We start from the raw sequence: 23,192 nt of genomic DNA, 5'->3' as shown, positions 1-23,192 counted from the left end.
TATGGATAAACTTCAACTTCCTGCCGCATTTCAAACTCAAATGAGAGAGTTACTCGGAAACGAAGAATATGGCGTTTTCGAAAAGGCTATTGATCAAGATAGTAGAAGTTCTATTCGCCTCAACCCATTCAAAAAATTCAAGCTTCAATATCAAGCTTCGCCTGTTCCTTGGTCCAAGCAAGGATATTTTTTGGAAGAGCGCCCTTCCTTTACTTTAGACCCGAGTTTTCATGCTGGGGCTTATTATGTTCAGGAAGCATCTTCTATGTTTATTGAACATATTTTACAAAGCCTACAGATACCGAAAGGAATCTACCTAGACTTGGCGGCAGCCCCGGGGGGAAAGTCAACCTTATTAAGCTCCTACCTAGGCAATGAAGGCCTTTTGGTGGCCAACGAAGTAATCCAAAGCCGTTCCCAAATTCTAAAAGAGAATATCATCAAATGGGGTTTGGGAAATACGGTGGTTAGCAATAATGATCCCGAGCACTTTGAGCCTCTGGAGGGATTCTTTGATCTCGTTTTGGTGGATGCCCCTTGCTCCGGAGAAGGCATGTTTCGAAAAGATCCACAGGCTAGAACAGAGTGGTCCCCAGATCATGTGCAACTTTGCTCATCCAGGCAAAAAAGAATCATGGACAAAGCCGGTGCACTCACTGCGGCTGATGGCCATTTGATTTATAGTACCTGCACCTTTAATGAAGCGGAAAATGAGGAGATGATTCGATTTATGATTTCCGAATTTTCCTATGAACCGGTAAGAATTCCTCTCAATGAAACATGGAATATTCGGGAAAGCCAAGTAGAAACCGAAGAAGGGACTTTTTACGGCTATCGTTTTTTCCCGCATTTAGTGGAAGGAGAAGGCTTTTTTATTACAGTTTTCAAAAGGCCAGAAGATGCTTTTTCTCTTTCTCCGGGAAAAATTAAGGATTTCAAGCATCCTTTTCTGAAAGAAGTCAGTCCAAAAGAATCTCAGGCTTTGGATGAGGAATTAGGTTTTCAACCTTCAGGACAATACTATCAGCTAAATGACTCCTATTTTAGAATTGAATCTACTTGGAAGGCCTATTTTGAAAAAATTAGCCAGCATTTAAGCATCCGTTATTTCGGGGTTGAATTAGGAAAAAAACAGAAAAACGACTGGATCCCATCTGCCGAGTGGGCTTTATCCACATTACCCAAAAATGGATTCAATTTGCTCAATGTCAACTTGGCTCAAGCACTGGATTTTTTGAGGAAAAAAGATTTGGAGATCGATGAGATTCCCTTGGGCTGGGTCCTGATTTGTTATCAAGATCTGCCTTTAGGCTGGATCAAAAACTTGGGCGGGCGAAGCAATAATTACTATCCAAAAGAATGGAGAATTCGGACGCTTTAAAATTTAACTATTCTAAATTTTGAATAAAAAAAGCCAGGATAATCATCTCGGCCTTCTTCCTATTAGACAAATGTCTTTTAGCCATATATCTCTTCTAAGATCTGCGCTAATCTCACACTTGCAGCGACCATCCTTTCTTCAGCTACGTGATAATATTGATACATATAGCTATAGCTGATTCTTTTATTTTCCGGCAAATCATACACCATAGGTCTTAAACTTACCGCTTCCTTCAACCAGTCCTGCATGCTTGCAGACTGATAATGTCTTTGCAATTCAGGAGTGATTCTTCTGTATAGTTCATTGGCAATTTCAGAGTAACTCATGCCCTGTCTTTCAATCATTCCACTATCCCAAAGTGCATGTAGGTTGGTAGGGTTTCCGAAAAATTCAATCTTCACATCATTTCCTCCACGATCTTCACCAGTTCCAACATGAAGGGGTTGATGGATATCTTCCACCATATGAATTAACATTTTTAACTTTTCTGCTTCTTGCTGCGGAGTTAATCCACCTGCTTTCAATTCATTTTTCAAGCGCTGAATAGCCTCGTAAGCATCTCCGCCTTTTTCCTGATGTGCAGGGTCATATTCTCCGTTTTTGCTGGTCAAATAATGCCAGGTAGTGGCATAATTGAAAGTGCTATCTGACCTGATTTCATCCATCCAAGTGCCACTGCGAGCTATGGACATTGGGTAAATAATTTTTTCCACCCTTTTCACGGTGGATTCTTTCATCTGCCTTTGGGCCATTAGGCCAATCAAATAATGTCCCAACTGACCCCAGGCAAAGCTTTGGGTAGATACTAAGGAAAAAAGCAGGATAATACCTGCTATTCTGAATCTTTTCATTCTTTTATGAGTATTTGTCTTTTTGCTTCAATGAAATCTTTAGAAACTGAATTCTATATTCAAATTTAGCTTTGCTAAATGATTAAAATGTCAACTCAGTATTAAGCTTTTTGAAGTTCTGCCACAGCCAACCAGGCCATCAATCCGGCACCAATTTCCAAAGCATCTTCCTCGATATCAAAGGTAGGCGTGTGAACACCCGATACTATTCCCTTGTCTTCATTTCGGGTTCCAAGGCGGTAAAAGCAACCGTCAATTTCCTGAGAATAATAGGCAAAATCCTCAGCTGCCATCCAGATATCCAAATCTATGACATTTTCTTCACCCAGATATTCCTTGGCCGCATCTGTTGCTCTTGCGGTTAATTCTGGGTCATTTTGCAAAAATGGGTAGCCTTTTCTGATTTCGAAGTCAACTTCTCCACCCATGCCTTCCACGATTCCTTTTGCGATTTGAAGCATTTTTTGGTGAGCCTTCGCTCTCCATTCTTCATTCAGGGTTCGAAAAGTGCCTTGAATTTTCACCTCATTTGGAATCACATTAGTAGCTCCTAAAGCTTCCACTCTACCAAATGAAAGTACCGAAGGGATTTTAGGGCTTGCAGCTCTGCTGATCACTTGTTGCAAAGCAACAATCATATGAGAAGCAATCAATACCGGATCGATTAGTGTTTCCGGCATAGCTCCATGTCCTCCTTTACCTTTCACAGTGACATAAAGCTCATCTGCAGAGGCCATATAGATGCCTTGACGAAACCCAACTTTTCCTGCTGGAATGAAGGGCATCACATGTTGACCAATTATACCATTGGGACGTGGATTATTCAAAGCTCCATCTTTGATCATGTAAGATGCGCCACCTGGGGCAACTTCCTCTCCCGGTTGAAAAATAAGCTTGATGGTACCTTCAAATTGGTCCTTTACCTCGTTAAGGATTTTGGCAGCACCTAACAATGATGCTGTATGTGCATCATGCCCACAAGCATGCATTACCCCTGGATTTTGGGACTTATAAGGAACTTCGTTTGCCTCAATAATTGGCAAGGCATCCATATCTGCACGAAGCGCTATTACTTTTTTATCCGGGTTTTTTCCTTTGATCAATGCAGTCCATCCCGTTGTCGCTTTTTGCTCCAAGCTCTCGATTCCTATCTCTTCCAGTTTAGACTTAACAAATTTTGCTGTCTCGTACTCTTGATAGCTTAATTCCGGATGGGAATGGAGATGACGTCTATTTTGAATTACTTCTTCTTTATACGCTTTGGCAAGCGATTTAATTTTGTCCTTCAACATCATTGCTTTGGCTTGGCACAGTAAATTCTTTCCTCAAGATTCGATCTTGAATAATCCGTGCCGATGGGAATTCAGTTTTGATCAGATGGTAAGTCTTCAATGCTTCCACCTTGTAGGCATATTTTCCAACTTTCACCAAGTACCGGGGCTGCTCATATTGAATGGCTGGCTTAACATCAGGGAAAAGCATGCTAATTTTCTCCTGGGTTTTAAATGCTAAATCTCTATCCAAGCCTGAATAAACCAACACCTTATATCCATTGAAATACGGCTCGGATTTATTCTTGTCATACTGCTGCTTGGCGATTTGCTCAAGTTGATTATCAATCGCCTGAGGAGAAGTGGCTGGTTCTGGTGCTTTTTGTGCTTCTTTCCTTTCCTCAAAGTTTGGATAGGAAGGCAGCGATGAGCTCAAATCTTCAGAGTAATTTTCATAAGAAGATGCACTATCTACTGCAGAGCTAGATGTTTTGCAAGAAGCTGCAACAATCAAAAGCACTAATAACCAGACAACTCTCATATGGATTAATTATCGATGATTACACATTTTCCTTCCTGCACATCCTGTTCCACACTTTTATACTTGACATCCTCTTTGAGGGTTCCGTTCGTGTATTGAACAGTCACACGATCATTTCTTCCATAAGTCTTTTCAGACTTTCTTGGAGCAACAGCTTGAGGGGCCTGTCTTCCTGCAGAAGCAGCTGCCGCCGCAGCTCTATTTGCACCAGGGTTCAAGGAGCTTGAAACCTCAGCTTTGGAAGCTTGAACTTGTGGTTCAGGTGCTCTTTGAGCCTGTGCTTGCTGAACTTGAGAAGGATCTTGCTTTGGCAAATCAGCTCTGGTAAGGAATGAAACCATATCTTCATTCAATTTGCCAATAAATCGCTTGAACATCTCAAATGCCTCAAACTTATAAATCAACAATGGATCTTTTTGTTCATATACGGCATTCTGAACGGACTGCTTTAAGTCATCCATATCCCGTAGATGTTCTTTCCAGTTTTGATCGATGATGGCCAAAGTGACATTTTTCTCCAAAGACCTGATCAACTCATTTCCTTCCGAGCTGAGCATTTTTTCCAAATTCACGACCACTCCGATTTGCTTAATGCCGTCAGAAATAGGAACCATGATATCCTTGACCGTAGCACCTCTTTCTTCTTGCACCCTTCTTAAAATCGGAAGAGCAGTAGTAATGATCTGTTGGTTTTTCTTTTGGTAACTTTCAAAAGCAGCCTCATACAGCTCCTGAGTCAAAGTAGAAGCATCTTTGGACTTGAGGTCATTTTCAGAGATTTGGTAGTCAAGACCCAATGAGGTGAAAATATTCATGCGAAGATTTTCCAAGTCTTCTGTGGACTTGCCCATCTCCACAATGCTTTCACAGACATCGTAAAGAATATTCAAAATATCTAGTTCCAAACGCTCTCCTTTGAGGGCATTTCTTCTTCTCTTGTACACCACTTCCCGCTGGGAATTCATCACGTCATCGTATTCCAATAGACGCTTACGAGTACCGAAGTTATTTTCCTCCACTTTTCTCTGAGCTCTCTCAATGGACTTGGTAATCATAGAGTGCTGAATTACCTCTCCTTCTTCCAATCCCATTCTATCCATGAGTTTGGCAATTCTGTCAGATCCGAAAAGTCTCATCAAGGAATCTTCCAGGGAAACAAAGAACTGGGATGAACCCACATCTCCTTGACGACCTGCACGACCTCTCAACTGTCGGTCCACACGTCTGGATTCATGACGCTCAGTACCAATAATGGCCAAACCGCCAGCTTTCTTAGACTCTGGACTCAACTTGATATCAGTACCACGACCCGCCATGTTTGTGGCGATGGTAACTGTACCTGCTTTTCCTGCTTCAGCAACTACATCAGCTTCTTTCGCATGTTGTTTGGCATTCAATACCTGATGTGGGATTTTTTTCAGAGTAAGCATTCTGCTCAACACCTCAGAAATTTCAACTGAAGTGGTACCCACCAAGACTGGTCTACCTTGGGCAACCAATTCATTGATCTCGTCTACAACAGCATTGAATTTCTCTCTTACCGTTTTATAAACTTTATCCTCTCGGTCGTCTCTTTGAATAGGTTTGTTGGTTGGAATTACCACCACATCCAACTTATAGATTTCCCAGAATTCTCCAGCTTCAGTCTCTGCCGTACCGGTCATACCGGCCAACTTGTGATACATTCTGAAGTAATTCTGAAGAGTAATAGTTGCGTAGGTCTGAGTAGCGTCTTCTACTTTCACATTTTCTTTCGCCTCAATCGCCTGGTGTAAGCCGTCAGAATATCTTCTGCCTTCCATCACACGACCGGTTTGCTCGTCTACAATCTTCACCTTGCCATCCACTATGATGTACTCCGTATCACGCTCAAACATACAATAAGCCTTCAAAAGCTGATTGACAGTATGAATACGTTGAGCTTTTACCCCGTAGTCCTTGATCGCCTCTTCTTTCCTTACAAGCTTTTCTTTTTCATCAATACTTTCATCCTTTTCAAGATCAGCAATCACAATTCCGATATCCGGCATGATGAAGAAGCTTGGGTCTTCATTTTTGGTGGTCATGGTTTCGATTCCACGATCCGTCAGATCAACTACATTGCTTTTTTCATCAATTGTAAACAAAAGCGGTTCGTCTGCCTCAGGCATATTTCGCTTATTATCCTGTAAATAATAATTTTCGGTTTTCTGTAAAACCACGCGAATTCCCGGCTCAGAAAGATATTTGATCAAAGGCTTATATTTCGGCATACCTCGATATGCTCTGAACAAAGCTAGTCCCCCTTCTTTTTCATTACCTTCTGCAATCAGCTTCTTCGCAGTTGTCAAAAATCCCTGAACCAACTTTCTCTGCTCATCAACCAGGGTTGATACCCTTGGTTTCATTTGATCAAACTCATGCACATCACCTCTCGGAACAGGTCCTGAAATAATTAATGGAGTACGTGCATCATCAATCAGCACGGAGTCAACCTCATCGACCATGGCAAAATGATGCTTTCCTTGCACCAAATCATCAGAGTCTCTAGCCATATTGTCACGCAAGTAATCAAAGCCAAATTCATTGTTGGTACCATAAACGATATCGCAACCATAAGCTTTCTTTCTTCCTGCTGAATTAGGCTGATATTTATCGATACAATCTACAGAAAGGCCATGGAATTCAAAAAGCGGTGCATTCCACTCCGAGTCACGTTTTGCCAGGTAATCATTTACTGTAACAATATGAACACCTCTTCCGGCCAAAGCATTGAGGTATGCTGGTAATGTGGAAACCAACGTTTTTCCTTCACCCGTTGCCATCTCGGCGATTTTACCTTTGTGCAAAACCATACCCCCGATCAGCTGCACGTCATAGTGCACCATGTCCCAAACTACCTCGTTTCCTGCAGCAAGCCAGCTATTGTGCCAAATGGCCTTATCACCGTCAATCTCCACATTTTTCTTAGTAGCCGCCAGTTCCTTATCCTTAAGCGTGGCCGTTACGGTCAATTGCCCATTTTCTTTAAATCTCCTTGCCGTCTCTTTGACAATTGCAAAAGCTTGAGGCATGACTTTTTCCAAAACCTCTTCTAAAGATTCATCCCGCTCTTTTTCTACCTGTTCGATTTGGGTAAAAAGATTATCCTTCTGGTGGATAGCGTCGATAGGAAGGGCTTCAATTTCTGCTCTAAAGCCAGCAATCTTATCATCCAGTTCCTGTAAATGGCTATTGATGGTTTCTTTGATCTGAGCAGTTTGGGCACGAAGCTCCTCATCACTCAGTTTCTGAAGACCAGAAAAAATGTCATTTATTTCTTTAACCTTCGGAAGTAATTCTTTGATATCTCGGTCGGATTTGGTTCCAAAAACTTTGGCTAATCCTTTTGCTATAAAATCTAACATGTTTGTCGTATGTGATTCTGAAATCAGGCTTTAAAATTAAGCCCTTTTTATTACAATTGATAATTAAACTAGAGAGGCCTTTGTGTGCCTTTCTTAATTTGAAAGTTCCATTTTTCCGGAAAAAACCTGTTTGGCTGGTCCAATCAACCAAACGTTGTCTAGGCTTCCATCTTCATTTCTGTGAAATCGTACGGAAAGATTTCCTCCCAAGGTTTTGATTTTCACCTCAGCATCAGATTTTTCCTGTTCAAAAGCAATGGCCGCCGCTGTCACACCTGTTCCGCAGGATAGGGTCTCATTTTCAACTCCTCGCTCGTAAGTTCTGACAAAAATCTCATCCTTGTCCAAAGCCTCAATAAAATTGACATTGGTTCCACCAGGAGCATAATCTTCTCTATATCGTATTTTTTTGCCTTCCTCAAAAACAGGGTAATTATGAACATCTTCAACCACTCTTATATGATGTGGTGAACCTGTATTTACAAAGCTATCTCCGTTTTTAGCAGTAATTCCTTTCACATTGCCCATTTTCAACTCCACCACATCTTGGTTCAAAACTGCCTCATGAGGGCCGTCGATAGCCAAAAAATGCGTTTTGTCTTCAATGATGCCTAAAAAGCCAGCAAAGGCAACTGCACAACGGGCACCGTTTCCACACATACTCTGGGAGCCGTCGGCATTGAAATAGATCATTTCAAAATCATAGTCTCTATGATTTCGGATTAAAATCAATCCATCAGCACCTATTCCAAACTTTCTGTCACAGATTCTGGAAACCAAGTCGAGATTTTGATCATCGAATTTATTCTCCCGATCATCGATCATCACAAAATCATTTCCAGTGCCCTGATATTTATAGAAAACCATTTTATTCATCTTAACTTTTAGAAAGTCAAAAACCTAACCAAGCAAAACTTTGGATGCAAACATAACCAACTTGTCAGAAAATCGGACTTAATGTCTGATTAGCAATTTCAATTCTGCTTAAGAATGGTTAGTTTCAGGTATCTTTTAACATTGAAACTAGAAATCAGTTATTTATTTATGAAACTCACAGAAAATCCTATATCCCGACGAAAGTTTTTATCGAACAGTTCCAAAGCAGGCCTTGCTGTAGGTCTGGTTGGTTCGGGAATCTTAAGTGCTTGCTCCAATGAGGCCAAAGGTGATGCACAGGCAATTTTAGCAACCAGCTTTACGCAAACTCCGCTAAGCTTCGATTTTGGAGCATTGGAGCCTCATATTGATGCGATGACTATGGAAATCCATTTCACCAAACATGCAGCCGGATATGCAAAAAACCTGGGTGAGGCAGTTGGAGAGGAAAATGTAAACACCAACAAACCCTTGGAGGATGTATTGGCTAAGATTTCCAATTACAGCACGAAAATGAGAAATAATGGTGGCGGCCATTACAATCATGAACTATTCTGGCAAATCATGACTCCGGATGCTGCCGAAAGACCAGAAGGGGATTTGGCAGAGGCTATCAATTCTTCTTTTGGAAGTTTCGAGGCATTTGTTGAGCAATTTGAAGCTGCTGCTAAGACTAGATTTGGTTCAGGTTGGGCATGGTTGGTGGTGGGAGAGGACAACAAATTGTCCGTAGGTTCTACACCTAACCAAGACAATCCTTTAATGGACATTTCAGATTTTAAAGGAATTCCTTTACTCGGTTTAGATGTCTGGGAGCATGCTTATTATCTGAACTATCAAAACAGAAGGGCAGATTACGTCTCCGCTTTTTGGAACATAATTAACTGGAAAACAGTGGCTGAGCGCTATAATGCGGCCATTTAATCCAAATCATTAAATAAAAATAAGACGTCGGACTATCCAGTTCGGCGTTTTTTTATGCCCATTTCCTACCTAATCCAGTTACGTTTTGCTCTTCGTATTTTTTTCTGGATATCCGATTGGCATCTCAATTGGATCAAATAGAAGTAAACCAAAATAAAATTACCATGATCAAAAATTTTGTAAACGCCGCAATGATTGCATTTTCAGCCGGAATTATTTTGAGTTCTTGTTCAGAAAACGAAGACCAAATGCCTTCTGAAGGGAATTCCAATGCAAGGCTTTTTGCGACTGCCAGCGAAGGTTCTTCCGGTAGCAGCAATTCCAGAGTAATCGTCAATGGATTCTCTTCCACAGAATTCACTGTGGCCACTGCAGACATGGAATTGAGGTATGCTGCAAAAGCAGACATTCAAGCAGGAATTAATCTGGGTAACATTACTTTAAAAACAAATGTGAACTCCAGCCTACAGACTTCCGCTGCACAAACCAAATCACTGACCATTATTGCCAATGGTGATAGTAGAGCAGCTTTGGTTGCTGAAGGAGAAACTCCTGAAGGAAACTATGCAGAAGCAGAATTTAAGCTGAAGAAAAACACTACCGTTGCCTCTTCAGACCCAAAATTCAACAAATCAATGTGGATTAAAGGTCAAGTCAACAACACAGAGGCCATTGTATGGTCTGAAACTGAAAAAACAATCCGTGCAATGGCAGAAGCTAGCAACGGTGTAGAAGTAGAAGGCCAAAGCGAAATGGTTTTGGATTTCGACATGACTAAGCTATTTGCAGGGGTTGACTTTTCCTTAGCAGTAGATGGAAATGCAGATGGCAAAATTGAAATCGGTCCAAACGGAGTCGATGGTAATACCTTGCTTTACTCAAGAATCATGAGCAACATTGACAGTGCCGTGACTTTAAAAAAGAGAAACTAAGCACATTATTAGATCTTAAAGTTTTAAAAGGCCGGGTTTTCCGGTCTTTTTTCTTTATTTCGGATTCCAACTAGATTAATACCTATGCAAGATCCAAAATCCCTAACTTCGGTTGCTTTATTCCATCAAACCTTTAAGCACCCTGTATTACCAGAACCTACAATTCCTTCTGAAACCCGCTGCAAATTGAGAGTTTCTTTGCTTGCAGAGGAGTTGAAAGAGTTAGAACAAGCCATTGCGGACAAGGATTTGGTAGAAATTGCGGATGCGCTTTGCGATCTGCAATATGTGCTTTCAGGAGCTGTTCTTGAATTTGGGCTAGGGGAAAAATTCAAAGATCTTTTCGACGAGGTACAAAGATCAAACATGAGCAAAGCTTGTGTCACAGAAGAAGAAGCTAAGGCCACAGTGGCACATTATAAGCTGAAAGGAACCGACTGTTTTTATGAAAAAGAAGGAGATCTGTTCTTGGTCTTTAGAGAAGGTGATAGAAAAACTTTGAAATCAGTTAATTACTCCCCAGCGGATTTAAAGAAAATTGTAGAGAAATAATCAAGAGCTTTTGATAGGCTGATCCCTATAGTTTTTGATTTCCAATACACGGGCCGGAAGATTATATCCGGCCTTTTCTAATGTAGTCAATACTTGGATTATAGCTTGGCTTTTCACTTCCATGTCAGCAATCTTTCGATCAAAAGTATCTACCCAAAAAGCCACCTGCAGATTCAAGGTGCTTTCTGCCAGGTCTGAAACCCAAACTTTGGGCGTTTTGGTGTCCATCAAGACTCCTGGGACTTTTTGAATGGCCTCCAGAATTAAAGCTCTTGCGGCTTGGTAGTCGGAGCCATAATCCAAACCAACTATAAAATCATAGCGCAGAAAGCCGTCTATGGTAAAGTTGACCAGAGGGTTTTTAATGATGGTGGCATTGGGAATAAAAACGTCTTTGCCATCCGAAGTTTTGATTTGAGTATCTCGCAGGTTTAAGGTCAAAACAACCCCTCTCATTCCATTAATATCTACAATATCTCCTACTCGAAAAGGTCTTTTGAAGGCTAGAAGAATTCCTGCTAAAAAGTTTTCGCCGATATCCTTAAGGGCAAAACCGATCACGAAAGCTGTAATACCAGCCCCGGCAAGAAGCCCTGAAACCAAGCCTGTCAGTCCAATTATTCTAAAGACTAATAGAAATCCAAGTAGGATTATGATCAATCTGAAGACTACGGATAAGAAATTGGCCAAAAGAGGATCATCCATCCGAACTAATAATCGTTTTTTCAAAAACTTTTGAAGGATGTTGGCCAAAAAGTAAAAAGCAAAAATGATGGCTAAAGAAAGACCTATTGTCTTTAATAGTGCTTCAATTCCTTCCCAATCTGTATTAAAAATGTCGAGGCTTTTCATCATCCAATAATTTGATTTTCCTCAAAATACAAAAAAGCTCAGGATTTGACTCTTAGGGGAATTATTTGAGCCAAGAATTATAATACAAAAAGCCCCACATTTCTGTGAGGCTTTTGGATTTACCTCCCTCAGGAGGCCAGGAGCGGGACTTGAACCTGTCTGTGTAATACAGACCTGTCTGCAACAGGCAGGCCTGAGAAACAGGCAGGCCCGCACGTCCAAAAGGACACAAGATTTCATAAGCCCAATATTTCTCGTTTTCCTCTGGTTGTCTTTAAATACTTTTCAAATTCCCTGGCCTCAGCTCTTGTTGGGAACTCTTTCATAAAAATAAGTTCAAAAGGACGATAGGGCCTTGTTGTTCGTTCGTATCCAGAATTGTGGCGATTAATTCTTGCGCTCAACTCTGAAGTGAGTCCTACATAGATATATTTCCTTTGAGTACTGGATATTGCGTATACGGTAAACATTCAAAAAATTAAACAAAAAGCCCCACATTTCTGTGAGGCTTTATGTACCAGGAGCGGGACTTGAACCCGCACGTCCAAAAGGACACAAGATTTTAAGTCTTGCGTGTCTACCAATTCCACCATCCCGGCATTACCTATAAAAATTATAGGCTGTCTTTTGCTTGTTAAAGCTATGGCTTGAAACAACAAAGCCCTCTTTCAAGGGCTTGATCTGAGCGAGAGACGAGATTCGAACTCGCGACCCCGACCTTGGCAAGGTCGTGCTCTACCAACTGAGCTACTCTCGCTTATTTCAATATCCCAGACCTTTGTCTGAGCGAATTGTGGATGCAAAGGTAAGTTCCTCTTTGATTTTTACAATAATTCTGACTGGAATTTTTTTAATAATCTTAGGAATTTTAAGGATCACACTGATTTTCAGCAATTTTTAAAACTCATAAGATGCTAAGATTTTAACCATCTCCGCCACATTTTTCGCTCCCAGCTTTCGAAGTATATTCTTTCTGTGTGTTCCGACTGTATTGATAGAAATATTTAATTTCTCCCCAATGTCCTTTGACTCCATTCCTTCCAGCATCAACTCGACCACCTCTTTTTCCTTCTTCGTCAACTTAACCTCCTTATCATTTGGGGAGTCTTTGGAAACTATGATTCGGGTGCCATCATCTTTATTGTAGGAATAATTCCAATCATAACCCTTGTATTTCGGAGGAGTCAACAGCTTGACGATAATATGTAAATCCATTGCAAAATTACCATCCTTATCAATCAAATAGGGTCTTACTTTGGCCATCATCCAAGAAACTTCACCGGTGGTACGGTGAACCCATCTGGTAGTATAAGAAAATTCAAAAGTATGCCTCTCTTTTAGACTTAAACCATGGAAAGCATCGAAAACAATCTTTTGAAATTTAAAAAGCTCTGGCCTGTCATCCGGGTGCACCATAGTAAAGGAAGTTTCCATTCCCTTTTTTCGGAACATCTCCTCGGGATATCCTGTAAGCTTTTCAACCTCCCCGGTAAAAAAGGCTAGTTTTAGATTTCTATAATCAAAACAAGCTATCAAAAGACCTTCGTTCATGCCGATATTCTGGCTTAAGGCCTCGAGGTTCTCTAATAATCTTCTTTCATTGGGATGAGCTTTAAACTCTTGCTCTGCCCAATTTTGGAAGAACTTAGTATACTTATCTTGTTTCTTAAGGTCCTTTAGTAATACCTTATCCATAGAAAGTCTTTCTTTTTGCAGTTAATATACTAAAAAACTGATTTTTAATTATTCAATAGTTTTCTTCACTTCATGCAACTTCAGCAAGGCCTCAATTGGAGAAATTGAATTTATATCGATTTGATCCAAAAGCTCCTTAGCTTCCTTGAACTTAGGATCCATCTCAAACATACTAAGCTGATAATTATTTTTTGGGACAGAACTAAGTGACTTTTTGCCCTGGTTCATGGCCTTATCCTTTTCAAGATGGGACATGATCTCTGCAGCTCTCAAGACAACAGGGTTTGGCATTCCTGCCATTTGAGCTACATGAATACCGAAACTATGTTCGCTGCCACCTTCCTTCAGTTTCCTCATGAAAATCACCTTATTTCCGACTTCTTTCACTGCTACATTGAAGTTCTTAATTCTTGGAAAATCCTGAGTAAGTTGATTCAACTCATGGTAATGAGTTGCAAATAAGGTTTTTGCCTTGAAAGTAGGATGATTATGAAGGTACTCGACAATCGACCAGGCAATGGAAATTCCATCGTAAGTGGAAGTTCCTCGCCCGATTTCATCCATCAAAACTAGGCTTCGATCTGATAAATTATTCAGAATGCTAGCCGTTTCGGTCATTTCAACCATAAACGTTGACTCACCTTTGGATAAATTATCAGAAGCCCCAACTCGAGTAAATACTTTATCAATAATTCCGACCCTAGCGAAAGAAGCCGGGACAAAAGATCCCATTTGAGCCATTAAAACTATCAACGCGGTCTGTCTTAACAGTGCCGATTTACCTGCCATATTAGGACCGGTGATGATAATTATTTGCTGACTGTCATGATCCAGATAAATATCATTTGGAATATATTCTTCTCCTGCTGGTAATTGCTTCTCAATCACCGGATGCCTTCCGTCTTTGATTTCTAAAGTTTCGGTATCAGATACTTTCGGGCGAGAATAATTATTATTTAGAGCAACCTGTGCAAAAGACAATAGCGCGTCTAAGGTGCCAACTATTCTGGCGTTTTGTTGAATTTGAGTGACAAATTGAGCTGTTTCAGCAACTAAGTCCTGAAAATATTTTTGTTCCAGAGCGATCATTCTGTCCTCTGCATTCAGAATTTTTTCCTCGTATTCTTTGAGCTCAGGGGTGATATATCGCTCAGCATTGACCAAAGTCTGTTTTCTGATCCACTCCTGAGGTACCTTATCCTTATGCGCATGGGTTACCTCCAGGTAATAACCAAAAACTTTATTGAAGGCAATTTTCAAAGAGCTGATCCCTGTATTTTGGATTTCCCTTTGCTGAATTTGAACGAGAAAGTCCTTACCCTTATTCGCTAAGTTTCTGTATTCATCCAATTCTGCATCTACGCCATCTTTGATCACGCCTCCTTGATGAACTAGCATCGGTGCATCCTCTTGAAGCTCCCTTTCAATTTTCTCCAAAATGTATTCGCAAGGATGGATTTGATCAGCCAATCTTTTGAGGGTAGGGTTTTGCTGATCCTTGAGAAGAGTTTTTACAGGCAATATCGCTTTCAAAGCCCGACGGATCTGATTCATTTCCCTTGGATTGGCCCTTCCGACCACTACTTTAGAAATCAATCTTTCCAAATCACCTATATGGCGCAAATGAGCCAATATTTCATCTATCAGGATTGCGTTTTCATGGAAAAATTCAACCACATTAAGCCGTTCTTCAATTGGAGATTTTTCCTTCAAAGGAAGAACCATCCACTTTTTCATCATTCTCGAACCCATCGGAGTTACCGTATGATCCAAAATTTGAATCAACGGAACGCCTCCATCATGCTGTGGGAATACCAATTCGAGGTTTCGGATGGTAAATTTGTCCAACCACACGTACTTTTCTTCAGCAATCCTCGAAATAGCCGAGATATGCTGTATCTCTCTATGCTCAGTTTCTTCTAGGTAAAAAAGGATCGCTCCAGCCGCCACTATCCCCATCTCCAATTCCTCTATCCCAAAACCTTTGAGGTTGGCAGTTTCAAAATGAGTTTTGAGCTTTTCATAGGTATAATCAAACTGATATACCCAATCTTCACAATGAAAAGTGATATAATCGTTTTTGATCAGCTCATGTGCTGTTTTCTTCGCAGCTTTTGAAAAAATAATTTCCGCAGGCGCAAAACTTTGCAAAAGCTTTTCCACATAGCTGGAATTACCTTCAGCACACATGAATTCCCCTGTTGAAACGTCCAAAAAGGCTATTCCATGTTTATCCTTTCCAAAGTGGATGGATGCCAAGTAATTATTTTTTCTGGTGTCCAGAACTTGGTCATTGTAGGAAAGGCCCGGAGTTACTAATTCTGTAACCCCTCTTTTCACGATTCCTTTGACCGACTTGGGGTCTTCCAGCTGATCACAAATTGCGACACGATTTCCTGCTCGAACCAATTTAGGAAGGTAATTATCCAGTGAATGGTGTGGAAAACCGGCCAATTCTATATGTGAGGCCGCACCATTGGCTCTTTTAGTCAAAACAATGTCCAAAACCTTGCTGGCAATTATTGCATCTTCACCAAAAGTCTCATAAAAATCACCCACACGAAACAAAAGCAAGGCACCAGGATGCTTCGCTTTAATCGCATTATACTGCTTCATTAGCGGGGTTTCTTTTCCATCTTTGGATTTACTCATGGGTTCGGCTAATTTCTCTTAAATTTGGGGGAACGAATTAAGTTTGAAAATAGCCTATAAGCAAGGGAGATCAAAAAAGATGAAGAAATTAAGTATGGAAGAGCTGGAAAGGCTCTCCGTTGAAGAATTTAAGGAAACCAAAAAATCACCCATTGCTCTGGTTTTGGATAATGTAAGAAGCCTGAATAATGTAGGATCGGCCTTTCGGACCGGGGATGCATTCAGAGTGGAAAAGATTTATCTTTGTGGGATAACCGGAACTCCTCCTCATCGTGATATACAGAAGACTGCCTTGGGAGCCACAGAGTCTGTGGAATGGGAATATTGTTTGAATACCATGGAGGCTGTTCACAAATTGAAAGCGGAAGGTTATCAGTTATGCGCCTTAGAACAGGTTGACCAATCCGTGCTTCTAAACGAGTTCAACCCAGAACCCAATAAAAAATACGCCCTAATTTTTGGAAATGAGGTTTTTGGAGTAGAAGAGGAAGTTTTGAAAGCTTGCAATCAAGTCTTGGAAATCCCTCAGCTCGGCACTAAGCATTCCCTAAATATTTCTGTTTCCTTGGGAATTGCAGTCTGGGATCTGATGGTAAAATTGGAGGCTTTTGATTCCTAAAAGCCCCCAATTCCTATCAATTTTTTAAGAAACGGTACCGAAAGCCTAAAGAACCTCTTAACAAACCACCGGTTTGAGTAGAAATAATAGGAGCTACTTCCAAATGAAATCCAAAATCCTTTTTAGCGAAAGGATAGTAATTGATGCCTGCAGGTATTACCACGCCTGGAAAAGTATTCACCCTGCCACCTAAGCCTAAGTAAATCTGAAGATCTTCATCAGATTTGACCATATAGTTAGCCACTAGCTCCAAACTCAGGAATCGTGTGAAACTATTGGTACCCAAGCGAAACTCAGGAATCCATTTTTCACCAAGCTGCTTATTAACCCCCACAAAGGGTAGATCACTCTGATGGTAAGAAACAGTCCACTGGGCCTGAGATATGAATGCAAAGGAGACACAAAAAATAAGCGTCAGTAAAATTTTTTTCATGTATGGTAGTTTTTAAGGGTAAGCCAGAAGAATCATTCCAATAGACTACTAAAGGCTTAATTTATATTGATTAAAATTTAATTGTATTTGACATTAAAAACCTAAATCACTTAGCTTAACGTGGGTTTTGATCATATTTGAACTCGCTTTCGCCACAATCTTGCCTGAGTCTTTCTGGATCACTGCTTCCCAATGGTTCAGGTTTGAGCCCGAACGGATTAACTCTGCACTCACCTCTAAGACTTCTCCAATTTGAGAAGCAGATAAAAAGTCAACATTCAAATTAATGCTGGTCATCAGATATTCCGAACCGGCAACAAAATTCCCCATTCCGATCACATCATCTAACATTAGCGAAGCAATTCCTCCATGTAAAATTTTAGCAGGATTACACATTTCCGCTCTTACAGTGTAAGCCACCTTGATGTGCTTCTCACTTACTTCTTTCAATGTACCAGCCAACCAGTTACCTGCTGCTGATGGAGTTTGATCCAGGGTTTTGCCTACAAGAGACTGAAACAATTGCAATGCTTTCGACTCTTTTTTCATGAATTTAGGATATTGTTCTTTTGTATTAAAAGGGGTTTAAAAATAAAGAGGGATGAACAAAATTTTGTGATAAACTCTAAACTCAATGAACAAAAACCTTATTCCACCAAGCGTCCGTAGTCTTCAAATACCTGCTTAAGCGCCTCTTTTTCTGATTTTTCTTCCCAAATCGGGATTTCTATATCATTTTGGACTAAATAAATCATTTTTCCATTTTCAATCAAAGTCTTTAGTTGATTTATTGCTGACAAATGATCTGATTTATTTCCATTTTTAAAAGTGAAAGTTTCTCCGCCCGATTTGATTTGAATGGGCCAATCAAAATTTTGTGGCTCAATGTATAAGTAAGCCTCATCTTTAGGAGGATTTAAAATCAACACCAATTGAATCCCCGCTTCATCATTTTTCACACTCAAATCTTCGTGCCTGAATAAGGTCATACCTGCATCAGAACGGATTTCTCTATTATAATTGATGGCCTTCATATTTAAAAAATAGATTCTTGCAGCATCACTCATCCGAAAGGTTAAGTCTTCTCCCGTATTGTTGGCTCTTCTTGAATTGAAAAAGGAAAGACCCAAAACCATCAAAATGGAAGCTATTCCGAATATTTTGATGATTTTCAGTAACTCAGGAGTTAAAACCGGGTCTTTTGCAGCCATACACAGATAGTATTAAAGAATGCTTTGAAGCTTTTCTTTTAATAAAACCCATGCACTTTCAAGATGTTTTTGTTCCACATCAGTCTGGCCAATTACCCAGCGAATGACAAATTTACTCTCGAGTTTAGTATGCGAAAAAAATGCCATTCCACTAGCATTGACTTCATTCATCCACTTTTCATTGATAGCATTTAGCTTTTCTACTGATAAATCTGCCTGAGTATATCGAAAACAGATTGTGTTGAAATTTACCGGCGCCAATATCTCGACACTTCCATGCTTAGATATCCATTCCTCAACTGTTTTCGCAAGTTTTAGATGGTTTCTGAGTTTTTCCCGAATTCCTTCTAATCCATAAGTTCTCAGGACAAACCACAATTTCAGAGCCCGAAATCGTCTACCAAGTTGTATGCCCCAGTCTCGGTAATTGTTGACTTCATTGTCCAATTGAGTCTTCAGGTATTCGGGTGTGAGCGAAAAAGTATTTATCAAGTATTGTGGTTCCTTTAAGAATAGGACAGTACAGTCGAAATTAGTAAACATCCACTTATGAGGATTGAAAACATAGCTATCCGCCTTTTCATGTCCTTGCATCAAATACTGATATTCAGGTAAAATCAAAGCCGTACCAGCAAAAGCTGCATCTATATGATGCCAAAGCCCATGTTTCTGCGTGATTTCACTGATCTTATTGATAGGATCAACGGCAGTTGAACTCGTGGTACCCAAAGCAGATACCACACAAAGTGGATAAAAGCCATTTTTCAAATCTTCCTCTATCGCTTTTTCCAATTCCTCAGGAATCATGGCAAATTCCTGATTCACTGGGATTCGAACCAAATTTTGAACACCCAAACCAGCAATCTTAATCGCCTTATCGATTGATGAGTGAACATGGGAAGATGAATAAACCCGAAAAACCTTATCTCCAACAAAGCCCTTCTCATTGATTTGATAATGGCTGGCTTTTTCTCTTGCAGTTAATATTGCGCTTAAAGTAGCGGTGCTCGCAGTATCGTGAATGACCCCTTTCCAGGATGAATCTATTCCTTTGGCATCTCTCAACCAATCACAAACTCTTTCTTCCAATTCCGTGGCTGCGGGGGAGGTCAACCAAGACATGCATTGAGCACCTAAAGTTGACATCAGCATTTCTGCCAAGATAGAAGGTTCTGAATTATTCGCCGGGAAGTAGCCAAAAAAGGCGGGATGTTGCCAATGCGTCATTCCAGGAAGAATTATTTTTTCAAAATCCTCAAAAATCTGATCGAATGATTCTCCCTTCTCAGGGGCATTTTTAGGAAGCTGATTGTATATAGTTTTGGGCTCTGTATTGGGTGTAACCGGATATTTTTCCTTCTGCTCCAAGTAATCTGCCATCCAATCAACTAACTGATGGGCTCTCTTTCTAAATTCCTGCTTATCCATAGGATTTTTATCTCACGTAAGATCCTGCATTGATATCAATTGAAGTTCCGGTAGCATGATCAGCCAATCCAGAACAAAGCAAGGTGACCATAGGAGCTATGTCTTCAGGGAGAGTCAGCTCGTTCAGGGCAATATCATTTAGCGCAAAATCCTCTCCATACTCCGATAAAATCTCATTTGCCATATCTGTTCTGGTAAACCCCGGAGCAATTAAAAAGGCTTTAATGCCTATTTTCCCATAATGCCGTGCAATTGACCTTGTCAAACTTACCAAGGAGCCTTTGGAAGCCGCATAGGCCAAATAATCGGTAGTATCTCCTCGAAAAGCTGCTCTAGAAGAAATAGTAATGATCCGACCGTTCTGCTGGCTTTTAGCTTGATCAACAAACTCTTTACAAAGAATTCCAACTGCTGTGGAATTAATCGCCATGGTTTTTTCCCAAATTTTCAGCCATTCATCGGTAGGCAAAGTATCTTTTGCAGGAATAGAAACCCCGGCATTATTCACCAATCCGGTTAATGGCCCATATTTTTTTATTAATGCAGGAATAAAGCCCACTACTTTTCCGGAATCTGATAAATCACAAGACTCCATGAATCCAGGAGTTTTGAATTGACTCAATAAAGACTCTGCTTCCTCAGTGTTGGAATTATAATGGACGATTACTTCAGCTCCAGATTCAGAAAGTTGACGAGCTATAGCTCTTCCTATGCCTCTTGAAGCACCAGTAACCAATATTCTTTGGTTTTTTAGAGAAATATTCATGATAGCAAAATATTATTTTGTAACCCAGTTCTCCCGAATGGCCAAGTGCTGAATATGAGCGAGATGGTGTTGGGAGTGCCAACTGTACATCAAAGCAACTTCCAAAAGGCTTTGCTGCCTCATATTTTCCGGGTGATAATAGGTTTTATGGAAATCGCTCAGTTCCATTTTTTCCAGAAGCACTACCCATTTGAAATGTATGATTCGTATCAAATCCAAAGAAGGATTTACTGCCAGATCATAATCAGACATTTTGGCCCACGCAGCCTCATCATAAGGTTTGATAGTAGGGTTATCTTCCGTCAAAGCCAATTTGAAACGGATAAGAGCATTCATGTGACTGTCAGCAATATGATGCACCACTTGACGAACAGTCCACCCTCCAGGCCGGTAAGGAGTGTTTATTTGAGATTCATTGAGATTTCCCAATGCCTTATTTAGGTTTTCAGGCAATAATTTTATCTGTTCGATCGCCTCTTTGAGATTTTCCTCGGCAGAATCAGGATCAAACTGAAATTTTCCGATAGGGTACTTTAAATGCTCTATATCAATCATGGGTATTAAATTTTGCCTCCTGCGGCTATGGTTGCTAAATCTACGTTTTTTGCCCCATTGGCCAAAAGTACATTTGCACTGGAGCATAAAGTTGCTCCGGTAGTAATGACATCATCCACCAACAAGATGTTTCTATTTTGAACTGAAATACTGCTTTTTAATTGAAAAACCTCCTCAACATTTCCCATTCTTTCCAATCTACTTTTTTTGGTTTGAGTTTCTGTTGCTACTATTCTCTCTAAAATATTCTCTATTTGAATACCCAGACTTTCAGCAAGCCCTTTGGCAAATTCCTCACTTTGATTGTATCCCCTTCTTTTCAGTTTCATTCGGTGCAAGGGTACCGGAACAATGCAGTCCCAGCTTTTTGAATAATCTTGTTTTAAGAGTAGTTGACCATACTTTTTACCCAAATAATATCCGACTTGAGGCTTATTTCGGTATTTCAGTTGATGAAGTAAGCGCTGAGTTTTACCATTTTTTGTAAACTTCAAAAAGGCCAAAACTCTTGAAACCCTTGTCAACCCCTGCAATTTATCCTTCAAATCATTGTCAGTTGCCCGAAGGTGATAGCTAGTTATTGGAAGTTTGCCTTCACAAATCGTACAAAGGCAAAACTCATAGTCGAAAAGAGCCCTTGTGCACAGCTCGCAATTGCGGGGAAAAATTAAATCCAAAAAATCTTTGACAAAAAGTAAACGCATACGCATTAGTTGCTGTTATTCAAACTGCTTGCAGAATAGCTGTATATTTGCGGCAGATTTATCCTAAACCATTAATTTAATGAATCTTATAGAGGAATTCAACGATTACAGAGCCCGCATGAATGATAAAATCATGGCTGCGGACAATAAAGTGATCAAGCGATTTTTCAATCTTGACACCAATGCTTATGCAGAAGGTGCTTTGGATATCAAAACGAAAGAAATGATCGGTCTAGCCTGCTCCATGGTTTTGAGATGCGACGATTGTATCAAATATCATTTGGGAAAATGCCACGAAGCTGGGCTAAATTCCAAAGAAATATTTGAAGTATTCTCCATCGCAACATTAATAGGTGGCAGCATCGTCATTCCTCATTTAAGAAGGGCGACTGAATATTGGGAAGAACTTGAAAATCAATAATATAAGTGTTTAAAAAAGATCTAGACCTGGAGAGAAAATGGTCCAAACTATTGGTTGGGCTGGAAGATACTATTGGGAAAAAACCCAAAGATCTCAATGGAGTTTTATTCTTAATAGGTGTTCAGGAACTAGGAAAAGGGGCCAAGACATTTTCAAAGGAGCAAAAGCAGGATTTGATGCATATTGCTGTTTGCAAGGTCTTAAGTCTAGCAGGGTTTTACGAATTGGATTTTGTAGATCAAGAAGGCTGGCCTCATTGGAAACTAATAAAAGAACTTCCTCGCTTCGATTTATTGGAGCAGGAAAAGCTACTGAAGATTCAGGTTTTGGAATATTTTGAAAAAGAGTACCAAATAGAGATTGATTAAGCATGAAAATTATTTCATACAATGTAAATGGAATCAGGGCTGCCATCAACAAAGGATTTGTGGATTGGTTGAAGACTGAAAACCCAGATATCATTGGAATTCAAGAACTTAAAGCAGATATTTCCCAAATTGAACCAAGTATATTTACTGACTTAGGCTACGAGTTACATTGGTTTCCTGCTGTCAAAAAGGGATATTCCGGAGTAGCCATATTCACCAAAATCAAACCCAAATCAATCAAAATGGGAATGGGTTTGGACAAATACGATGATGAAGGAAGATTGATTCAGGCAGAATTTGATAATTTCTCCTTTTTATCTGCGTATTTTCCTTCAGGAACCACTGGAGATATACGACAAGACTTCAAATATGAGTTCTTGGATGATATCTATGGATATATGCAAGATTTGAGAAAAGAGCATCCTAATTTGATTTTAAGCGGAGATTATAATATTTGTCACAAGGCCATAGATATTCATAATCCTGTGTCAAATAAAAACTCTTCAGGATTCTTGCCAGAAGAAAGAGCCTGGATGGATAAATTCACCGAATCAGGATTTGTGGATAGTTTCAGACACTTTAATCCAGACCCTCATCAATACACTTGGTGGAGTTATCGGGCAAATGCACGATCAAAAAATCTGGGATGGCGTATAGATTATCATATGGCTACTGCGGAAATGCAGAACAAATTAAAAAGCTCAGTAATTTTGCCAAATGTGGTGCATTCGGATCATTGTCCGATTGTTTTAGAAATTGAAGATTAAACGCAAA

Annotated in this window: 24 protein-coding genes and 2 tRNA genes; 8 read left to right on the top strand and 18 right to left on the bottom strand. The window is 40.1% G+C overall.

Annotation, left to right across the window (positions count from 1 at the left end; translation table 11 throughout):
* Position 1: 1 nt before the first annotated feature.
* The gene (locus BM073_RS09070) at positions 2 to 1,381 is read left to right on the top strand and encodes a methyltransferase RsmF C-terminal domain-like protein (protein ID WP_091653419.1); all 1,380 of its coding nucleotides are present in this window, start codon (positions 2 to 4) and stop codon (positions 1,379 to 1,381) included.
* Positions 1,382 to 1,458: 77 nt separating this feature from the next.
* Here the strand turns inward: BM073_RS09070 and BM073_RS09065 are convergent, their stop codons facing one another.
* The 5 genes from BM073_RS09065 to dapF all read right to left on the bottom strand — a co-directional run bounded on the left by BM073_RS09065 (position 1,459) and on the right by dapF (position 8,297).
* On the bottom strand, positions 1,459 to 2,232 hold the full coding sequence (locus BM073_RS09065) for a S1/P1 nuclease (RefSeq protein ID WP_091653417.1): 774 nt from the start codon (positions 2,230 to 2,232) through the stop codon (positions 1,459 to 1,461).
* 101 nt (positions 2,233 to 2,333) lie between these two features.
* Positions 2,334 to 3,524, bottom strand: coding sequence for a M20 metallopeptidase family protein (locus BM073_RS09060; protein WP_091653415.1), 1,191 nt, complete (start codon positions 3,522 to 3,524; stop codon positions 2,334 to 2,336).
* Complete coding sequence (locus BM073_RS09055; protein ID WP_091653413.1) at positions 3,505 to 4,044, bottom strand: hypothetical protein; 540 nt, start codon at positions 4,042 to 4,044, stop codon at positions 3,505 to 3,507. The genes BM073_RS09060 and BM073_RS09055 overlap by 20 nt, the downstream gene beginning before the upstream one ends.
* Positions 4,045 to 4,049: 5 nt before the next feature.
* Complete coding sequence (gene secA / locus BM073_RS09050; protein ID WP_091653411.1) at positions 4,050 to 7,430, bottom strand: preprotein translocase subunit SecA; 3,381 nt, start codon at positions 7,428 to 7,430, stop codon at positions 4,050 to 4,052.
* Between the two features lie 93 nt (positions 7,431 to 7,523).
* Positions 7,524 to 8,297: a diaminopimelate epimerase gene (gene dapF, locus BM073_RS09045; RefSeq protein WP_091653752.1), complete on the bottom strand. Its 774-nt coding sequence runs from the start codon at positions 8,295 to 8,297 to the stop codon at positions 7,524 to 7,526.
* A 177-nt stretch (positions 8,298 to 8,474) separates the two neighbouring features.
* Here dapF and BM073_RS09040 point away from each other — a divergent pair, with 177 nt between their 5' ends.
* The 3 genes from BM073_RS09040 (at position 8,475) to BM073_RS09030 (ending at position 10,714) form a co-directional block, all read left to right on the top strand.
* Positions 8,475 to 9,230, top strand: coding sequence for a superoxide dismutase (locus tag BM073_RS09040; RefSeq protein ID WP_091653410.1), 756 nt, complete (start codon positions 8,475 to 8,477; stop codon positions 9,228 to 9,230).
* Positions 9,231 to 9,394: 164 nt separating this feature from the next.
* On the top strand, positions 9,395 to 10,162 hold the full coding sequence (locus tag BM073_RS09035) for a hypothetical protein (protein ID WP_091653750.1): 768 nt from the start codon (positions 9,395 to 9,397) through the stop codon (positions 10,160 to 10,162).
* 84 nt (positions 10,163 to 10,246) lie between these two features.
* Entirely contained in the window at positions 10,247 to 10,714 is a 468-nt protein-coding gene (locus BM073_RS09030) for a pyrophosphohydrolase domain-containing protein (RefSeq protein WP_091653408.1), read from the top strand.
* Here BM073_RS09030 and BM073_RS09025 read toward each other — a convergent pair whose 3' ends face one another.
* The 6 genes from BM073_RS09025 to mutS all read right to left on the bottom strand — a co-directional run bounded on the left by BM073_RS09025 (position 10,715) and on the right by mutS (position 15,913).
* The gene (locus tag BM073_RS09025; RefSeq protein ID WP_091653407.1) at positions 10,715 to 11,569 is read right to left on the bottom strand and encodes a mechanosensitive ion channel family protein; all 855 of its coding nucleotides are present in this window, start codon (positions 11,567 to 11,569) and stop codon (positions 10,715 to 10,717) included.
* Positions 11,570 to 11,802: 233 nt separating this feature from the next.
* A complete protein-coding gene (locus tag BM073_RS09020) occupies positions 11,803 to 12,036 on the bottom strand; it encodes a GIY-YIG nuclease family protein (protein WP_091653405.1) in 234 nt (77 codons plus the stop codon).
* A gap of 45 nt (positions 12,037 to 12,081) precedes the next feature.
* Positions 12,082 to 12,165, bottom strand: a tRNA-Leu gene (locus BM073_RS09015).
* A gap of 85 nt (positions 12,166 to 12,250) precedes the next feature.
* Positions 12,251 to 12,323, bottom strand: a tRNA-Gly gene (locus tag BM073_RS09010).
* 140 nt (positions 12,324 to 12,463) lie between these two features.
* Complete coding sequence (locus tag BM073_RS09005; protein ID WP_091653402.1) at positions 12,464 to 13,261, bottom strand: LuxR C-terminal-related transcriptional regulator; 798 nt, start codon at positions 13,259 to 13,261, stop codon at positions 12,464 to 12,466.
* A gap of 48 nt (positions 13,262 to 13,309) precedes the next feature.
* The gene (mutS, locus tag BM073_RS09000) at positions 13,310 to 15,913 is read right to left on the bottom strand and encodes a DNA mismatch repair protein MutS (RefSeq protein WP_091653400.1); all 2,604 of its coding nucleotides are present in this window, start codon (positions 15,911 to 15,913) and stop codon (positions 13,310 to 13,312) included.
* A 79-nt stretch (positions 15,914 to 15,992) separates the two neighbouring features.
* Here mutS and BM073_RS08995 point away from each other — a divergent pair, with 79 nt between their 5' ends.
* The gene (locus BM073_RS08995; protein ID WP_091653749.1) at positions 15,993 to 16,532 is read left to right on the top strand and encodes an RNA methyltransferase; all 540 of its coding nucleotides are present in this window, start codon (positions 15,993 to 15,995) and stop codon (positions 16,530 to 16,532) included.
* Positions 16,533 to 16,548: 16 nt separating this feature from the next.
* Here the strand turns inward: BM073_RS08995 and BM073_RS08990 are convergent, their stop codons facing one another.
* From BM073_RS08990 to BM073_RS08960, 7 genes are all read right to left on the bottom strand, one after another.
* The gene (locus tag BM073_RS08990) at positions 16,549 to 16,965 is read right to left on the bottom strand and encodes a hypothetical protein (protein ID WP_091653398.1); all 417 of its coding nucleotides are present in this window, start codon (positions 16,963 to 16,965) and stop codon (positions 16,549 to 16,551) included.
* Between the two features lie 93 nt (positions 16,966 to 17,058).
* A complete protein-coding gene (locus BM073_RS08985; RefSeq protein ID WP_091653397.1) occupies positions 17,059 to 17,514 on the bottom strand; it encodes a PaaI family thioesterase in 456 nt (151 codons plus the stop codon).
* A gap of 98 nt (positions 17,515 to 17,612) precedes the next feature.
* Positions 17,613 to 18,176: a hypothetical protein gene (locus tag BM073_RS08980; protein WP_091653395.1), complete on the bottom strand. Its 564-nt coding sequence runs from the start codon at positions 18,174 to 18,176 to the stop codon at positions 17,613 to 17,615.
* Between the two features lie 12 nt (positions 18,177 to 18,188).
* Complete coding sequence (locus tag BM073_RS08975; RefSeq protein WP_091653393.1) at positions 18,189 to 19,604, bottom strand: pyridoxal phosphate-dependent decarboxylase family protein; 1,416 nt, start codon at positions 19,602 to 19,604, stop codon at positions 18,189 to 18,191.
* A gap of 7 nt (positions 19,605 to 19,611) precedes the next feature.
* Entirely contained in the window at positions 19,612 to 20,370 is a 759-nt protein-coding gene (locus tag BM073_RS08970) for an SDR family NAD(P)-dependent oxidoreductase (RefSeq protein WP_091653392.1), read from the bottom strand.
* A gap of 12 nt (positions 20,371 to 20,382) precedes the next feature.
* Positions 20,383 to 20,925, bottom strand: a complete 543-nt coding sequence (locus BM073_RS08965) for a YfiT family bacillithiol transferase (protein ID WP_091653390.1) — start codon at positions 20,923 to 20,925, stop codon at positions 20,383 to 20,385.
* 5 nt (positions 20,926 to 20,930) lie between these two features.
* The gene (locus BM073_RS08960) at positions 20,931 to 21,629 is read right to left on the bottom strand and encodes a ComF family protein (RefSeq protein WP_091653388.1); all 699 of its coding nucleotides are present in this window, start codon (positions 21,627 to 21,629) and stop codon (positions 20,931 to 20,933) included.
* Positions 21,630 to 21,708: 79 nt separating this feature from the next.
* Between BM073_RS08960 and BM073_RS08955 the strand changes: the two genes are divergently transcribed.
* Genes BM073_RS08955 through BM073_RS08945 form a run of 3 tightly spaced genes read left to right on the top strand, consistent with a single transcriptional unit; the run spans position 21,709 to position 23,185 of the window.
* Positions 21,709 to 22,050 (top strand): carboxymuconolactone decarboxylase family protein, encoded by a 342-nt coding sequence (locus BM073_RS08955; RefSeq protein WP_091653386.1) that lies wholly within the window; start codon positions 21,709 to 21,711, stop codon positions 22,048 to 22,050.
* A gap of 5 nt (positions 22,051 to 22,055) precedes the next feature.
* Positions 22,056 to 22,418, top strand: a complete 363-nt coding sequence (locus tag BM073_RS08950) for a hypothetical protein (protein ID WP_091653385.1) — start codon at positions 22,056 to 22,058, stop codon at positions 22,416 to 22,418.
* 2 nt (positions 22,419 to 22,420) lie between these two features.
* Positions 22,421 to 23,185, top strand: a complete 765-nt coding sequence (locus BM073_RS08945; RefSeq protein WP_091653383.1) for an exodeoxyribonuclease III — start codon at positions 22,421 to 22,423, stop codon at positions 23,183 to 23,185.
* Positions 23,186 to 23,192: the final 7 nt, after the last annotated feature.

It is taken from the genome of Algoriphagus ornithinivorans (assembly GCF_900115305.1).
GTDB classification, from domain to species: Bacteria; Bacteroidota; Bacteroidia; order Cytophagales; family Cyclobacteriaceae; genus Algoriphagus; species Algoriphagus ornithinivorans.
The sequence above is the reverse complement of the archived record's forward strand: the minus strand, read 5'-3'. Positions and strand labels throughout refer to the sequence as shown.

Bases quoted from the DNA above. Each gene is read 5' to 3' on its own strand.
- BM073_RS09020 (WP_091653405.1), bottom strand. From the start codon at position 12,036: ATGTTTACCGTATACGCAATATCCAGTACTCAAAGGAAATATATCTAT.
- BM073_RS08955 (WP_091653386.1), top strand. From the start codon at position 21,709: ATGAATCTTATAGAGGAATTCAACGATTACAGAGCCCGCATGAATGAT.
- BM073_RS09055 (WP_091653413.1), bottom strand. From the start codon at position 4,044: ATGAGAGTTGTCTGGTTATTAGTGCTTTTGATTGTTGCAGCTTCTTGC.
- secA (WP_091653411.1), bottom strand. From the start codon at position 7,430: ATGTTAGATTTTATAGCAAAAGGATTAGCCAAAGTTTTTGGAACCAAA.
- BM073_RS08995 (WP_091653749.1), top strand. From the start codon at position 15,993: ATGAAGAAATTAAGTATGGAAGAGCTGGAAAGGCTCTCCGTTGAAGAA.
- dapF (WP_091653752.1), bottom strand. From the start codon at position 8,297: ATGGTTTTCTATAAATATCAGGGCACTGGAAATGATTTTGTGATGATC.
- BM073_RS08965 (WP_091653390.1), bottom strand. From the start codon at position 20,925: ATGATTGATATAGAGCATTTAAAGTACCCTATCGGAAAATTTCAGTTT.
- BM073_RS09060 (WP_091653415.1), bottom strand. From the start codon at position 3,524: ATGTTGAAGGACAAAATTAAATCGCTTGCCAAAGCGTATAAAGAAGAA.
- BM073_RS08960 (WP_091653388.1), bottom strand. From the start codon at position 21,629: ATGCGTTTACTTTTTGTCAAAGATTTTTTGGATTTAATTTTTCCCCGC.
- BM073_RS08975 (WP_091653393.1), bottom strand. From the start codon at position 19,604: ATGGATAAGCAGGAATTTAGAAAGAGAGCCCATCAGTTAGTTGATTGG.
- BM073_RS09070 (WP_091653419.1), top strand. From the start codon at position 2: ATGGATAAACTTCAACTTCCTGCCGCATTTCAAACTCAAATGAGAGAG.
- BM073_RS08990 (WP_091653398.1), bottom strand. From the start codon at position 16,965: ATGAAAAAAATTTTACTGACGCTTATTTTTTGTGTCTCCTTTGCATTC.
- BM073_RS09040 (WP_091653410.1), top strand. From the start codon at position 8,475: ATGAAACTCACAGAAAATCCTATATCCCGACGAAAGTTTTTATCGAAC.
- BM073_RS08980 (WP_091653395.1), bottom strand. From the start codon at position 18,176: ATGGCTGCAAAAGACCCGGTTTTAACTCCTGAGTTACTGAAAATCATC.
- BM073_RS09035 (WP_091653750.1), top strand. From the start codon at position 9,395: ATGATCAAAAATTTTGTAAACGCCGCAATGATTGCATTTTCAGCCGGA.
- BM073_RS09025 (WP_091653407.1), bottom strand. From the start codon at position 11,569: ATGATGAAAAGCCTCGACATTTTTAATACAGATTGGGAAGGAATTGAA.
- BM073_RS08970 (WP_091653392.1), bottom strand. From the start codon at position 20,370: ATGAATATTTCTCTAAAAAACCAAAGAATATTGGTTACTGGTGCTTCA.
- BM073_RS08945 (WP_091653383.1), top strand. From the start codon at position 22,421: ATGAAAATTATTTCATACAATGTAAATGGAATCAGGGCTGCCATCAAC.
- BM073_RS09005 (WP_091653402.1), bottom strand. From the start codon at position 13,261: ATGGATAAGGTATTACTAAAGGACCTTAAGAAACAAGATAAGTATACT.
- BM073_RS08985 (WP_091653397.1), bottom strand. From the start codon at position 17,514: ATGAAAAAAGAGTCGAAAGCATTGCAATTGTTTCAGTCTCTTGTAGGC.
- BM073_RS09065 (WP_091653417.1), bottom strand. From the start codon at position 2,232: ATGAAAAGATTCAGAATAGCAGGTATTATCCTGCTTTTTTCCTTAGTA.
- mutS (WP_091653400.1), bottom strand. From the start codon at position 15,913: ATGAGTAAATCCAAAGATGGAAAAGAAACCCCGCTAATGAAGCAGTAT.
- BM073_RS09030 (WP_091653408.1), top strand. From the start codon at position 10,247: ATGCAAGATCCAAAATCCCTAACTTCGGTTGCTTTATTCCATCAAACC.